This is a genomic window from Streptomyces sp. CB02009 (assembly GCF_001905825.1).
Taxonomy (GTDB): Bacteria; Actinomycetota; Actinomycetes; order Streptomycetales; family Streptomycetaceae; genus Streptomyces.
In genome coordinates this window covers 476,406-489,593 of sequence record NZ_LIVV01000007.1, presented here as the reverse complement: position 1 = coordinate 489,593, position 13,188 = coordinate 476,406, and the positions used below count along the sequence as shown (strand labels likewise).

Here is a 13,188-nt window from a genome sequence, read left to right as displayed (position 1 = left end):
CTAGCCGGGGGGCCAGTTGAGGCCGCGGCCTCCGAGCACGTGCGCGTGGGCGTGGAAGACGGTCTGGCCCGCGCCGGCGCCGGTGTTGAAGACGATCCTGAAGCCGCTGCCCTCGACCTTCTCCTGGGCGGCGACCTCTCCGGCCTCGCGCAGCACGTCGGCGGCGACGGTCGGGGCCGCGGAGGCCAGGGACGCGGCGTCCGGGTAGTGGAGGCGCGGGATCACCAGGACGTGGCTGGGCGCCTGCGGGTTGATGTCGCGGAACGCGAGCGTGGTCTCCGTCTCGCGCACGATCGTCGCCGGCACCTCCCCCGCCACGATCTTGCAGAACAGGCAGTCGCTCTGCGGCTCTCCGGCCATGGCCCGGGCCTCCTCGCCTCGTCGGTCGCTACCCCCGCATGCTATCCGCCGCCGCGGCCGCCGCCGCGTCCCAGGTCAGTCCTTGGGCGCGCGGCGGTTGAGGGCCGAGCGGCTCACCCAGTACGTGATGATCACGGCCCAGAACAGCGGCGTCCCGAGCCCGCCGACCAGCCCGGCGTCGAAGGACCAGAGGGCCATCGACACCACCGAGTACAGCCCGAGCAGCCCCACCGCCGTGGCCATCGCGATCACCGGCCGGCAGGAGCGCGCCACGAGGAGCATCGGGCGGCGCAGCCGGGGCGGCACCCGGCGGCTCATCCACAGCACCCAGCCGCCCCAGGCCCCGGCGATCACGGCCGCGCCGATCAGGAACGGCACGATCGCGTCCGCGCCGGTCTCGCCGCTCCGGACCGGAGCGGCGCCGAACGTCGAGGCGACGAAGCCGAGCAGCGCCACCCAGCGCGCCCCGGCGACGGTGTTCCAGGCCATGGCCTCCAGGTTGTAGCGGGCCTTGCGGTCCTGGAGGTCGAGCGCGGCGGAGGCCACGAAGCCCTCGGCGGCCTGGGTCCAGGCCCCGCGGCGGAACCAGCGGCGCCGCAGCCGGAGCAGCGACAGGTTGTTGTGGGCCTCGCTGCTCTGCGGGTTGAGCCGCAGGGCCGCCTCGTACGCCCGCTGCGCGGTGGCGTGGTCGCCCCGGCGCTGGGCGGTGAGCCCCACCAGGAAGTGGGCCGCGTCCTCCTCGGGCGCGAGGCTGACGGCGGCCCGCGCCGCCTCGTACGCCTCGACGGTGCGCGCGGGCGTCCGCGCGTGCTCCGCGAACTGGGCGAGGGCGGTGCCGAGGGCGTAGTGGGTGCCCCAGTACTGCGGGGCGAGCCGCACCGCGTACCGGGCGGCGGCCTCCGCCTCCTGGAACCGGCGCAGTTCGAGCAGGATCTGGACCCGCATCAGCCAGGCCATGAGGAGCTCGGGTTCGGCGCGCAGCGCGCCGTCCACGGCTTCCAGGGCGGCCTGGTACTTCTCGGCCCGGTGGTGGCAGCGGGCGAGCAGGACGAGTGCCTCGGCGTCCTCCGGTTCGCTCGCCAGGTGCTGGGCGACCAGTTCCCCGGCCTGCGCGAACCGCCCCGTGTCGTACAGGGCTTCGGCGCGCAGCAGTGTGGTGGGCGTGGTCACAGCTTGCGCTTCCGCTTGAGGTGGGCGAGGAGGTCGTCGTACAGGCCGCCCTCGTTGGCGAACATGGCGACGTTCCGCGCGGCGGCGAACCACGGCTCGGTGGACGGCTTGATCTGCTTGGCCGCGCCCAGCAGGTCCTTGGTGGTGATCAGCCGTACGGAGCCGCTGCGGGCGGAGTCGAGCAGCGCGGCCTCGGCGGCCGACTCGCAGACATGGGCGAGGTCGGCGCCGGAGAAGTCCTCGGTGGCCTTGACGAGCTTGCCGAGGTCGACGGCCTCGATGGGCCGCTCGCGCAGGTGGTAGCGGAGGATCGACTCGCGCGCGGTGGCGTCCGGCGGCAGCACGAGGAGCGTGCGGTCGAGGCGGCCGGGGCGGCGCAGCGCGATGTCCACGTCCCAGGGCACGTTGGTGGCGGCGAGCACGAACACGCCTTCGTTGCCCGCGCCGCTCGCGATGCCGTCGAGCTCGGTGAGGAGCTGGTTGACGACATTGCGCAGTCCGCTGTGGTGGGTGCGGGAGCGCTTGGCGCCGAGGGCGTCCAGCTCGTCGAGGAAGACGACGCAGGGGGCCTGGCGGCGGGCGGTCTCGAAGATGTCGTGGATGTTCTTCTCGGAGGCCCCGATCCACATGTCGAGGACGTCGGAGAGCGAGACGGTGAGGAAGTTCGCGCCCAGCTCGCCGGCGACGGCCCGCGCGATGAAGGTCTTGCCGCAGCCGGGAGGCCCGTAGAGGAGCAGCCCGCCGCGCAGCGACTTGCCGTACAGCCTGCGCAGTTCGGGGTTGCGCATGGGCGCGAGGAAGGCGGCCTCCAGGCGCTCCTTGACCTCGTCCATGCCGCCGACGTCCGCGAGGCGTACGGCGCCGGGCGCGTCGACGTCCCAGGCGTCGGCGTCCCCGGCGGCCCCGTCGCCGGCGGCGGCCTGGGGGTCCTCCAGGAAACGGGGCCCGACGACGTCCTGCACCTGCTGCTCGGCGGCGTCCCAGTCGAAGGCGGGGGCCTTGCCCGTGGTCGGCTCGGGCCGCGCGGGCGGCTCGGCCGGTCCGGACGGCTCGGCCGCTTCGCCCGGTGCGGTCGACTGGCCCGGTGCGGTCGACTGGCCCGGTCCGGACGGCACGGCCGGTCCGGACGGCTCGGGGCGGGCGCTGCCCGCGGGAGCGGTGGCCGCGGCCGGCGGCATCCCCATGGCCCGCATCATCAGCGCACGCGCGTCCGCGTCCCCCGGTGCGTGCTGGAGCGCGACGGCCGCCTCCGCGACGGCCTCGTCGTTCCGTCCCTCGGAGAGGAGGAGTTCGGCGAAGTGGAGACGCAGGGGTACGTCACCGGGCGCGGCGGCCACGGCGGCGCGCAGACTGCGGATGAGGGGGGACTCGTCGGCCATGCGGCCAGCCTAAGGAGCGCGCGGGGCGGGATGTCCACCGGGTGCGGTCCGTTGCACACTCCGTACACTTCGCCGGATGAGACGCGACCGCGTACCGCGCAGGCTGACGGCGGGGTCCACGGTCTGGCTGTGGAACGTGGGGCACCACCACACCCCGGACTGCCTGACGTTCCTCACCCTGCGCCGCGCGGAGAACCGCCACGCCCAGCTCCGGCTGCTCTTCCGGGACGGTCCGGGCCGCATCGTGGCCGGCTACCCCTTCGGCGCGGGCGACATCGCCTCGACCGGCGCCGGCGCGATCCTCAACCTGAACGAGCCGGGCGTCGCCCGCCGCTTCCTCGACGAGGCGGCGGCCCGCGGCCTGCTCCCGACCGCCCACGGCATCCACGACGAGGACGGCTGGCCCCTCTACGACGCCCTGACGGCAGGGGAAGGGCCCACGAGCGCCTAGGGGTGCCCGCTGATCAGGCCGGGCTCGTGGCCGGAGGCGATCAGCTCCAGCGGCCCGTGCGCCCCAGGACGAGTGCCGTCGCCGCCGTGCCCGCCGTCGACGTCCGCAGCACGCTCCTGCCGAGCCGGTACGGCTTCGCCCCCGCCGCCTCGAACGCCGCGAGCTCCTCCGGCGAGACCCCGCCCTCGGGGCCGACGACCAGCACGATCGAGCCCTTCACGGGGAGTTCCGCGGTGGCGAGCGCACCGCTCGGATGGTCGCGGTCCTCGTGCAGCACGGCGGCGAAGTCGGCGCCCGCCAGCAGCGCGGCGGCCTGCTTGGTCGTCATCAGGTCCGCGACCTCGGGGAACCGGGAGCGGCGCGACTGCTTCCCGGCCTCGCGCGCGGTGGACCGCCACTTGGCGAGCGCCTTCAGACCCCGGTCGCCCTTCCACTGCGTGATGCAGCGGGAGGCGGCCCACGGCACGATCGCGTCCACCCCGGTCTCCGTCATGGTCTCGACGGCGAGTTCGCCCCGGTCGCCCTTGGGCAGCGCCTGGACGACGGTGATACGGGGCTCCTCCGCGGGGTCCTCGTGCACCTCGTCGACCCGCACCGTGAGCTGGTCCTTGCCCTCGGCGGCCAGCACCACGCACGCGGCCCAGCGGCCCCGGCCGTCGGCGAGGACGAGCTCCTCGCCCTCCCGGAGCCGCTTCACCGAGACGGCGTGCCGGCCCTCCGGGCCGTCCAGGAGGAAGCTCCCGGGTCCGGGAACGGCGTCGACGACGAAGACGGGTGCGGTCATGAGGCGCTCCTGTGGGGCAGCTCGGAGAGAGCGGTGTCGAGTTCGGCGGCCAGCACCTCGACCAGCTGCCCGGCGGGGAGTTCGCGGGCGAGCCGGTGGCCCTGACCGGCCCACAGGGCCATGCCCTGGGCGTCCCCCGCGGTGGCGGCGGCCTTCCGGATCGGGGCGGTGAGGTGGTGGATCTCGGGGTAGGCGGCGGGGGCGTACGGCCCGTGCTCGCGCATGAAGCGGTTGACGAGGCCGCGCGCCGGCCGTCCGGTGAAGGCCCGGGTGAGGGCGGTCCGGGTGTACAGCGGGTCGGTCAGGGCCCGCTTGTGCAGCGGGTGGGCGCCCGACTCGGGGCAGCGGAGGAAGGCCGTGCCGAGCTGGGCGGCGTCCGCCCCGGCGGCCAGGACCGCGGCGATCTGCGCTCCGCGCATGATGCCGCCGGCCGCGACGACCGGCAGGGAGACGCTCTCGCGCACCAGGCCGAGCAGGGCGAGCAGTCCGGTGCCCGGGGCGTCGTCGGCGGGGTCGTCGCGGAACGTGCCCTGGTGTCCGCCCGCCTCCGCGCCCTGCACGCAGACCGCGTTCGCCCCGGCCTGCTGGGCGGCGAGGGCCTCCTCCGCGGAGGTGACGGTCACGATCGTGAACGTTCCCACGCGCGCGAAGGACGCGAGGACCTCGGGCGCGGGGCAGCCGAAGGTGAACGAGACCACGCGGACCGGGTCCTCCAGGAGGATCGCCAGCTTGGCGTCGTACGCGTCGTCACGGCAGTCGTCGGTCTCGCCGAGGGGGGTCTCGTACCAGGTCGCCTCGCCCGCGAGCTGATGCCGGTAGACCTCGACGGAGGCGGGGTCGGCGGGCCGCCCCGACTCCGGCAGGAAGAGGTTCACGCCGAAGGGGCGTGCGGTGAGCCCGCGCACCTGCTTGATCTCCTGGTAGAGGCCTCCGGCCGTCTTGTACCCGCCGGCCAGGAAGCCGAGCGCCCCGGCCGCGCACACGGCTCCGACCAGCTCGGGAGAGGAGCCGCCACCGGCCATGGGGGCCTGCACGATCGGAACCCGAGAGAGATCGTTCAGTGCGGTGGTGGACATATGGGCATCGTGCCATGCCCCTGCTTCCGGGCCGAATCCGTACGTCAGGTACGGAGCGGGGCGCGTTCGGGGTACCCGCGGTACGCGAAGGGCGGCACACGCGCGATCGCGTGTGCCGCCCTTCCGTACAACAGATACCGGCGCTGCCTACCGCCCGTTGAACGCGTCCTTCAAGCGCGAGAACAAGCCCTGCTGACCCGGCTGGAACTGACCCGTGGGCCGCTCCTCGCCGCGCAGCTTGGCCAGTTCGCGCAGGAGGCGCTCCTGCTCCGCGTCGAGCTTGCCCGGGGTCTGCACCTCGACGTGCACGATCAGGTCGCCCCGGCCGTTGCCGCGCAGGTGGGTGACGCCGCGGCCGTGCAGCGGGATCGACTGGCCGGACTGGGTGCCCGGCCGGACGTCGATCTCCTCGAGGCCGTCGAGGGTCTGCAGCTGCACCTTGGTGCCGAGCGCCGCCGCCGTCATCGGGAGGGTGACCGTGCAGTGCAGGTCGTCGCCGCGCCGCTGGAAGGTCTCGTGCGGGGTCTCGTGGATCTCCACGTACAGGTCGCCGGCGGGGCCGCCGCCGGGGCCGACCTCGCCCTCGCCCGCGAGCTGGATGCGGGTGCCGTTGTCGACACCGGCCGGGATCTTGACCGTCAGGGTGCGGCGGGACCGGACCCGGCCGTCGCCCGCGCACTCGGGGCACGGGGTCGGGACGACGGTGCCGAAGCCCTGGCACTGCGGGCAGGGGCGCGAGGTCATGACCTGGCCCAGGAAGGACCGGGTGACCTGCGAGACCTCGCCGCGGCCGCGGCACATGTCACAGGTCTGGGCGGAGGTGCCGGGTGCGGCGCCCTCGCCCGAGCAGGTCGTACAGACGACCGCCGTGTCGACCTGGATGTCCTTGGTGGTGCCGAAGGCCGCCTCGTTGAGGTCGATCTCCAGACGGATCATGGCGTCCTGGCCGCGGCGGGTCCGCGAGCGCGGGCCGCGCTGCTGGGACGTGCCGAAGAAGGCGTCCATGATGTCGGAGAAGTTGCCGAAGCCACCGGCCCCGAAGCCGCCCGCGCCGCCTCCGCCGGAGGCCGAGAGCGGGTCGCCGCCCAGGTCGTAGACCTGCTTCTTCTGCGGGTCCGAGAGGACCTCGTAGGCGGCGTTGATCTCCTTGAAGCGTTCCTGCGTCTTCGGATCGGGATTCACGTCCGGGTGCAGCTCGCGAGCGAGCCTCCGGAAGGCCTTCTTGATCTCGTCCTGGGAAGCGTCGCGGCGCACGCCGAGTACGGCGTAGTAGTCCGTGGCCACTTACGACTCCGCCAGGATCTGTCCGACGTAACGTGCCACTGCGCGTACCGCTCCCATCGTTCCGGGGTAGTCCATGCGGGTCGGTCCGACCACGCCGAGTTTGGCGACTGCCTCGCCGCCCGAACCGTAGCCGACCGAGACGACGGACGTGGAGCTCAGCCCCTCGTGGGCGTTCTCGTGCCCGATGCGTACGGTCATGCCCGATTCCTTGGCCTCGCCCAGCAGCTTGAGGAGCACGACCTGCTCCTCCAGAGCTTCGAGGACGGGCCTGATCATCAGGGGGAAGTCGGGTCCGAAGCGGGTGAGATTGGCGGTGCCGCCGATCATCAGCCGCTCCTCGTGCTCCTCGACGAGGGTTTCGAGGAGGGTCGCGAGCACGGTCGAGACCGTGGCCCGGTCCTCGAGCTCCTCGAAGGACTCGGGGAGGTCCTGCACCAGCTGCGGCACGTCGGCGAACCGGCGGCCGACGACCCGGCTGTTGAGCCGGGCCCGCAGGTCGGCGAGCGAGGCCTCGCCGAACGGCGCGGGGCAGTCGACGACCCGCTGCTCGACACGGCCGGTGTCCGTGATGAGCACCAGCATCAGGCGGGCGGGGGCCAGCGAGAGCAGCTCCACGTGCCGGACGGTCGAACGGGTCAGCGAGGGGTACTGGACGACGGCGACCTGCCGGGTCAGCTGCGCGAGCAGCCGGACCGTGCGGCCGACGACGTCGTCCAGGTCGACCGCGCCGTCGAGGAAGTTGTGGATGGCCCGGCGCTCGGGCGTCGACAGCGGCTTGACGCCGGCGAGCCGGTCGACGAAGAGCCGGTAGCCCTTGTCGGTCGGGATGCGGCCGGCGCTGGTGTGGGGCTGGGCGATGAAGCCCTCCTCCTCCAGCACGGCCATGTCGTTGCGCACGGTGGCGGGCGAGACGCCGAGCTTGTGGCGCTCGGTGAGCGCCTTGGAGCCGACGGGCTCCTCCGTACCGACGTAGTCCTGGACGATGGCGCGCAGGACCTCGAGTCTGCGTTCGCTGAGCATGGTGCGCACCTCCAGCTGTCGTCGTCGTTCCGGTTGCTCCGCTTTTGGCACTCGCCCTGTTCGAGTGCCAGCGATCCCCCGGCCAGTGTACGGCGGCGGGCGTCGCTCCTGGCAAGGTGGCGACGCCTGCACCGGTTAGCGTCGCCGCATGGACGTGGATTGGGAAGCGTACGGATGGGAGCGGCTCGCGGACGGGGTGGGCCGGCGACGGCTGCCCGGGTGGGACGCCACGGTCGGACTGGTACTGGGTGAACGGGCGGTGCTGCTGTACGACACGGGCTCCTCGCTCGCGGAGGGCGCCGAGCTGCGGACGGTGATCGCGGACCTCACGGGCGGCCGCAGAGTGACGCACATCGCACTGAGCCACCCCCATTTCGACCACGTTCTCGGCACGGCGGCGTTCGCCGGTGCGGAGGTCTTCGGCGCGGTGGGCTCGGACGAGCTCCTCGGCCGGGCGCGGGACCGGGAGGCCCTGCGCGCGGACGCGGTACGGCACGGGCTCGACGAGCGGGCGGCGACGGAGGCGGTGGACGTCCTGGTGGCCCCGCGGCACGTGGTCTCGGGCGAGTGGACGCTCGACCTGGGCGGCCGGCAGGTCCTGCTCGCGAACGTCGGCCCCGGCCACACGGGCCACGACCTGGTGCTCCTGGTGCCGGGTGAGCGGGAGGTCGTCTTCTGCGGCGACCTGGTCGAGGAGTCGGGCGAGCCGCAGGCGGGCCCGGACGCGATCCCCGCCCGCTGGCCGGACGCGCTCGACCGGCTGCTGCGGCTCGGCGGCGAGGACGCGGTGTACGTGCCGGGGCACGGGGCGGTGGTGGACGCCACGTTCGTACGACTCCAGCGGGAGGAGCTGGCCACGCGCTTCTCCGTCGCATAACGTCGCCCGAATGCGCAGCTACAACCCGGACCTGACGCCCCCCTGGAAGCGCTCGGCGCCCGTTCCCGAGGTGCCGGCCGATCGTGATCTGGTCGTCGAGGAGGTCACGACGGGCTTCTGCGGGGCGGTGATCCGCTGCGAGGCGGGCACAGTGACCCTGGAGGACCGGTTCGGCAAGCACCGGGTGTTCCCGCTGGATCCGCGCGGCTTCCTCCTGGAGGGCCGGGTCGTGACCCTGGTCCGCCCGTCGGCCGCGCCCGCACGCCCCACCCGTACGGCGTCGGGCTCGGTGGCGGTCCCGGGGGCGCGGGCCCGGGTGGCGCGCGCGGGCCGGATCTACGTGGAGGGCCGCCACGACGCGGAGCTGGTGGAGCGGGTCTGGGGCGACGACCTCCGGATCGAGGGCGTGGTCGTGGAGTACCTGGAGGGCGTCGACGACCTGCCGTCGATCGTCGCGGAGTTCGCCCCCGCGCCGGACGCCCGGCTGGGCGTCCTGGTGGACCATCTGGTCCCGGGTTCGAAGGAGTCGAGGATCGCCGCCCAGGTGACCTCGCCCGACGTGCTGGTCGTCGGCCACCCGTACATCGACATCTGGGAGGCGGTGAAGCCGGCGTCGGTGGGCATCCGGGCCTGGCCGCGGGTCCCCAGGGGCCAGGACTGGAAGACGGGCGTGTGCGAGGCGCTGGGCTGGCCGCCGAACACGGGCGCCGCCTGGCAGCACATCCTGTCGAAGGTGACGACGTACAAGGACCTGGAACCGGAGCTGCTGGGCCGGGTGGAGGAACTGATCGACTTCGTGACGGCGCCGTAGGGGCGACCCGCGGGGGCTGTCGTCCACCCGCCCGCCCCGAGAACGGGGATGCCCGGGCGCGGCGCGGTCGGGTAGCGTGCGCGGCATGTCGAGCCCCGAGTCGGACACGTCGGGGGCTTTCGGTCACGCCGTCAGCCCCCTGGACCCCCGAGTTCTCCCGGACCACTGAGTCCGCTCCGTACGGCCCCCGCGGCCGTGCGGACGAGCCGGCCCCTGGGCGCTGACCGCGGTGACGAGATGCCTCTGTCGTCTCTTCCTCACCCCGGAGCCACTCGATGCCCCTCCCGCTCTTCCTGCTCGCCCTGGCGGTCTTCGCCATGGGCACCTCGGAATTCATGCTCGCCGGCCTCGTGCCGCACATCGCCTCCGACCTCGGCGTCACGGTCGGGAGCGCGGGTCTGCTCACCTCCGCCTTCGCCGTCGGAATGATCGTCGGCGCCCCGCTCCTGGCCGTGCTCGCCCGCTCCTGGCCGGCACGGGCGAGCCTGCTCGGGTTCGTCCTCGTCTTCTCGACGGCTCACGTCCTGGGCGCCGCCACCGGCAGCTTCACCGTCCTCTTCACGACCCGGGTGGTCGCGGCCCTCGCGAACGCCGGGTTCCTCGCGGTGGCCCTGACCACCGCCACCCGTCTCGTACCGCCGGACCGGAAGGGGCGCGCGCTGGCCGTCCTGCTGTCGGGCACGACGCTGGCCACGATCGCCGGCGTCCCCGCGGGATCGCTGCTGGGCACGCTGCTCGACTGGCGGGCCACGTTCTGGGCCGTGGCCGTCCTCTGCCTGCCCGCGGCCCTCGGCGTGCTCCGGGGGATCCCGGCGCGGCCCGCGCGGGAGGGCACGGCCGAGGGGCCCGACCTGCGCGCGGAACTGGCGCGGCTCAGGCGCCCGCGGCTGCTCCTGGTGATGCTGCTCGGCGCCCTGGTGAACGCGGCGACCTTCGCGAGCTTCACCTTCCTGGCGCCCGTCGTGACCGGCTCCGCCGGCCTCGGCGCGCTGTGGGTGCCGGTGGCCCTGGTGCTCTTCGGGGCCGGCTCCTTCGCCGGGATCACCCTCGCGGGCCGGTGGTCCGACCGGTACCCGGGTGTGGTCGTCGCGGTCGGCGGTCCGCTGCTGCTCGTCGGCTGGCCGGCCCTGGCCGTGCTGGCCGACGAGCCGGCCGCGCTGCTCGCCCTCGTGTTCCTGCAGGGCATGGCGTCGTTCGCGCTGGGCGGCACGCTGATCGCGAGGGTGCTCTACGAGGCCGCGGGAGCCCCGACCATGGCCGGCTCCTACGCGACCGCCGCGCTCAACGTCGGGGCGGCCACCGGACCGCTCGTCGCCGCCCTCGCCCTCCGGACCGGCGCGGGGACGCTCGGCCCGCTGTGGGCGAGCGGCCTCCTGGTCCTGGGCGCGCTGCTCATCGCCCTGCCGTCCCGCAGGGCGCTCTCGGCGTCCTAGTCCACGAGGTCCCGGACGACCGCGTCCGCGAGGAGCCGGCCGCGCAGGGTCAGGACCGCGCGCCCCTCGGCGTACGGCCCGGCGTCGAGCAGCCCGTCGGCGAGGGCCTTGCGGGCGGCCGCGAGGCCCGCGGGCTTGAGGAGGGACAGCTCGACGCCCTCCTTGAGCCGCAGCTCCAGGAGCACGCGCTCGACCCTGCGGTCCTCCGGGGTGAGCAGCTCCCGTCCGGCCCCCGGCGACTTCCCCGCGGCCAGCGCGGCGGCGTACGCACCGGGATGCTTCACGTTCCACCAGCGGACGCCGCCCACGTGGCTGTGGGCGCCGGGGCCCGCGCCCCACCAGTCGGCCCCGCGCCAGTACAGCTCGTTGTGGAGGCAGCGCCCGGCCTCGGAGGTGGCCCAGTTGGAGACCTCGTACCAGTCGAAACCGGCCCCGGTGAGGACGTCCTCGGCGATCAGGTACCGGTCGGCGTGGACGTCGTCGTCGGTCATGGGGACCTCGCCGCGCCGGATGCGCCGCGCCAGCTGCGTACCCTCCTCGACGATCAGGGCGTACGCGCTGATGTGGTCGGGCCCGGCGCCGATGGCCGCGTCGAGCGAGGCCCGCCAGTCGTCGTCGGTCTCTCCGGGGGTGCCGTAGATCAGGTCGAGGTTGACGTGCTCGAACCCGGCGGCCCGCGCCTCCCCGACGCAGGCCTCGGGGCGGCCCGGGGTGTGCGTCCGGTCGAGGATCTTCAGGACGTGCTGCTTGGCGCTCTGCATGCCGAAGGAGATCCGGTTGAAGCCGCCGGCCCGCAGCTCCGCCAGGTAGGCCGGGTTCACGGAGTCGGGATTGGCCTCGGTGGTCACCTCGGCGTCGTCGGCGAGCCCGAACTCCTCGCGGACGGCCCCCAGCATCCGTACGAGGTCGGCGGCGGCGAGGAGCGTGGGCGTGCCGCCGCCCACGAAGACGGTCCGGACCGGCCGCGGGTCGTCCCCGAGCACCTTCCGGGCGAGCCTGATCTCCTCGACGACCTGCTCGGCGTAGTTGTCCCGGGAGGCGAGCACGCCGCCGGTCCCCCGCAGCTCACTGGCCGTGTAGGTGTTGAAGTCGCAGTACCCGCAGCGCGTCGCGCAGTACGGCACGTGCAGGTAGAACCCGAGCGGCCGCTCCCCCGCCCCTTCGAGGGCGTGCGGGGGCAGCGCCCCGTCGTCGGGAACGGACTCACCATCGGGCAGTACGGAAGGCATGAGCCCCATTGTCCCGTACTGCCCAGGTGAACGCCCTGCCTGTGGACAACCTCTCCACAGGGGCGGCGGCCGCGTCCGCGGCGGCGGGGGCCGGGACACCCGCGCCCCCTCCCCTGCGGCGGGAGTCAGGACTCCCGCGACCCCGCGTACATCTCCTCGATGAGCCCCTTGTACTCGCGCTCCACCACCGGCCGCTTCAGCTTCAGGGACGGGGTGAGCTCGCCGTGCTCGATGTCGAGGTCGCGCGGCAGCAGGCGGAACTTCTTGATCGTCTGCCAGCGCTGGAGGCCCTCGTTGAGGCGGTCGACGTAGCCCTGGACCATCGCGACGGTCTGCGGGGCGGCGACGACCTCGGCGTACGACTTGCCCGCGAGGTCGTGGTCGGCGGCCCAGCCGAGGAGGGTGGGCTCGTCGAGGGCGATCAGCGCGGTGCAGAAGTTCCGGTCGGCGCCGTGGACGAGGATGTTCGAGACGAACGGGCAGACCGCCTTGAACTGGCCCTCGACCTCGGCGGGCGCGATGTACTTGCCGCCGGACGTCTTGATCAGGTCCTTCTTGCGGTCGGTGATCCGCAGGTAGCCGTCGGCGGACAGCTCGCCGATGTCACCGGTGTGGAACCAGCCGTCGGACTCCAGCACCTCGTTCGTCTTCTCCGGCAGGCCGTGGTAGCCCTCCATGACGCCGGGGCCGCGCAGCAGGATCTCGCCGTCGTCGGCGATCCGGACCTCGGTGCCGGGGAGCGGCTTGCCGACGGTGCCGGTGCGGTAGGCCTCACCCGGGTTGACGAAGGAGGCGGCCGACGTCTCGGTGAGTCCGTAGCCCTCCAGGATGTGGATGCCGGCGCCGGCGAAGAAGTAGCCGATCTCGGGGGCGAGCGCGGCGGATCCGGAGATGCACGCGCGCAGGTTGCCGCCGAAGGCCTCACGGATCTTGGCGTAGACGAGGGCGTCGGCGACCTTGTGCTTGGCGGTGAGGCCGAAGGGCGCGGAGGCGGTCCCGGTGCGGCGGAAGTTGTCCTGGCTGGCCTTGGCGTACTCGCGGGAGACCCCGGCCGCCCACTGGAAGATCTTGTACTTGGCTCCGCCGGCCGCGCGGGCCTTGGCGGCGACGCCGTTGTAGACCTTCTCGAAGATGCGGGGCACGGCCGCCATGTAGGTCGGCTGGACGACCGGCAGGTTCTCGATGATCTTGTCGACGCGGCCGTCGACGGCGGTGACGTGACCGACCTCGATCTGGCCCGAGGTGAGGACCTTGCCGAAGACGTGGGCGAGCGGCAGCCACAGGTACTGCACGTCGACCTGGGTGACGAGGCCG

13 protein-coding genes are annotated in these 13,188 nt (G+C 73.6%); 4 read left to right on the top strand and 9 right to left on the bottom strand.

Features of this window, described 5'->3' with window-relative positions:
• The 3 genes from AMK27_RS28880 to AMK27_RS28870 all read right to left on the bottom strand — a co-directional run bounded on the left by AMK27_RS28880 (position 1) and on the right by AMK27_RS28870 (position 2,909).
• Complete coding sequence (locus AMK27_RS28880) at positions 1-360, bottom strand: histidine triad nucleotide-binding protein (protein ID WP_073914283.1); 360 nt, start codon at positions 358-360, stop codon at positions 1-3.
• 75 nt (positions 361-435) lie between these two features.
• Positions 436-1,530, bottom strand: a complete 1,095-nt coding sequence (locus AMK27_RS28875; protein WP_073914280.1) for a tetratricopeptide repeat protein — start codon at positions 1,528-1,530, stop codon at positions 436-438.
• Positions 1,527-2,909 (bottom strand): ATP-binding protein, encoded by a 1,383-nt coding sequence (locus AMK27_RS28870; RefSeq protein ID WP_073914277.1) that lies wholly within the window; start codon positions 2,907-2,909, stop codon positions 1,527-1,529. Before AMK27_RS28870 ends, AMK27_RS28875 begins: the two co-directional genes overlap by 4 nt.
• Positions 2,910-2,985: 76 nt before the next feature.
• On the opposite strand from AMK27_RS28870, the gene AMK27_RS28865 reads away from it, so the two are divergent.
• Complete coding sequence (locus tag AMK27_RS28865; RefSeq protein WP_073914272.1) at positions 2,986-3,360, top strand: hypothetical protein; 375 nt, start codon at positions 2,986-2,988, stop codon at positions 3,358-3,360.
• Positions 3,361-3,400: 40 nt separating this feature from the next.
• Here the strand turns inward: AMK27_RS28865 and AMK27_RS28860 are convergent, their stop codons facing one another.
• The 4 genes from AMK27_RS28860 to hrcA all read right to left on the bottom strand — a co-directional run bounded on the left by AMK27_RS28860 (position 3,401) and on the right by hrcA (position 7,524).
• Entirely contained in the window at positions 3,401-4,144 is a 744-nt protein-coding gene (locus tag AMK27_RS28860) for a 16S rRNA (uracil(1498)-N(3))-methyltransferase (protein ID WP_073914267.1), read from the bottom strand.
• Complete coding sequence (locus AMK27_RS28855) at positions 4,141-5,220, bottom strand: nitronate monooxygenase (protein ID WP_073914262.1); 1,080 nt, start codon at positions 5,218-5,220, stop codon at positions 4,141-4,143. The genes AMK27_RS28860 and AMK27_RS28855 overlap by 4 nt, the downstream gene beginning before the upstream one ends.
• Positions 5,221-5,367: 147 nt before the next feature.
• Positions 5,368-6,504, bottom strand: a complete 1,137-nt coding sequence (dnaJ, locus tag AMK27_RS28850) for a molecular chaperone DnaJ (protein ID WP_030317496.1) — start codon at positions 6,502-6,504, stop codon at positions 5,368-5,370.
• The gene (gene hrcA, locus AMK27_RS28845) at positions 6,505-7,524 is read right to left on the bottom strand and encodes a heat-inducible transcriptional repressor HrcA (protein ID WP_073914257.1); all 1,020 of its coding nucleotides are present in this window, start codon (positions 7,522-7,524) and stop codon (positions 6,505-6,507) included.
• 148 nt (positions 7,525-7,672) lie between these two features.
• Here hrcA and AMK27_RS28840 point away from each other — a divergent pair, with 148 nt between their 5' ends.
• The 3 genes from AMK27_RS28840 to AMK27_RS28830 all read left to right on the top strand — a co-directional run bounded on the left by AMK27_RS28840 (position 7,673) and on the right by AMK27_RS28830 (position 10,645).
• Positions 7,673-8,401, top strand: coding sequence for an MBL fold metallo-hydrolase (locus AMK27_RS28840; RefSeq protein WP_073914252.1), 729 nt, complete (start codon positions 7,673-7,675; stop codon positions 8,399-8,401).
• 10 nt (positions 8,402-8,411) lie between these two features.
• Positions 8,412-9,212, top strand: coding sequence for a DUF3097 domain-containing protein (locus tag AMK27_RS28835; protein WP_073914247.1), 801 nt, complete (start codon positions 8,412-8,414; stop codon positions 9,210-9,212).
• A 275-nt stretch (positions 9,213-9,487) separates the two neighbouring features.
• Positions 9,488-10,645, top strand: a complete 1,158-nt coding sequence (locus tag AMK27_RS28830) for a Cmx/CmrA family chloramphenicol efflux MFS transporter (protein ID WP_073914242.1) — start codon at positions 9,488-9,490, stop codon at positions 10,643-10,645.
• Here the strand turns inward: AMK27_RS28830 and hemW are convergent.
• Positions 10,642-11,874 (bottom strand): radical SAM family heme chaperone HemW, encoded by a 1,233-nt coding sequence (gene hemW / locus AMK27_RS28825; protein ID WP_445194882.1) that lies wholly within the window; start codon positions 11,872-11,874, stop codon positions 10,642-10,644. The genes AMK27_RS28830 and hemW overlap by 4 nt on opposite strands.
• Before the next feature lie 125 nt (positions 11,875-11,999).
• The coding region (locus AMK27_RS28820) for an AMP-dependent synthetase/ligase (RefSeq protein WP_143204887.1) at positions 12,000-13,188 on the bottom strand (1,189 nt) is incomplete at its 5' end.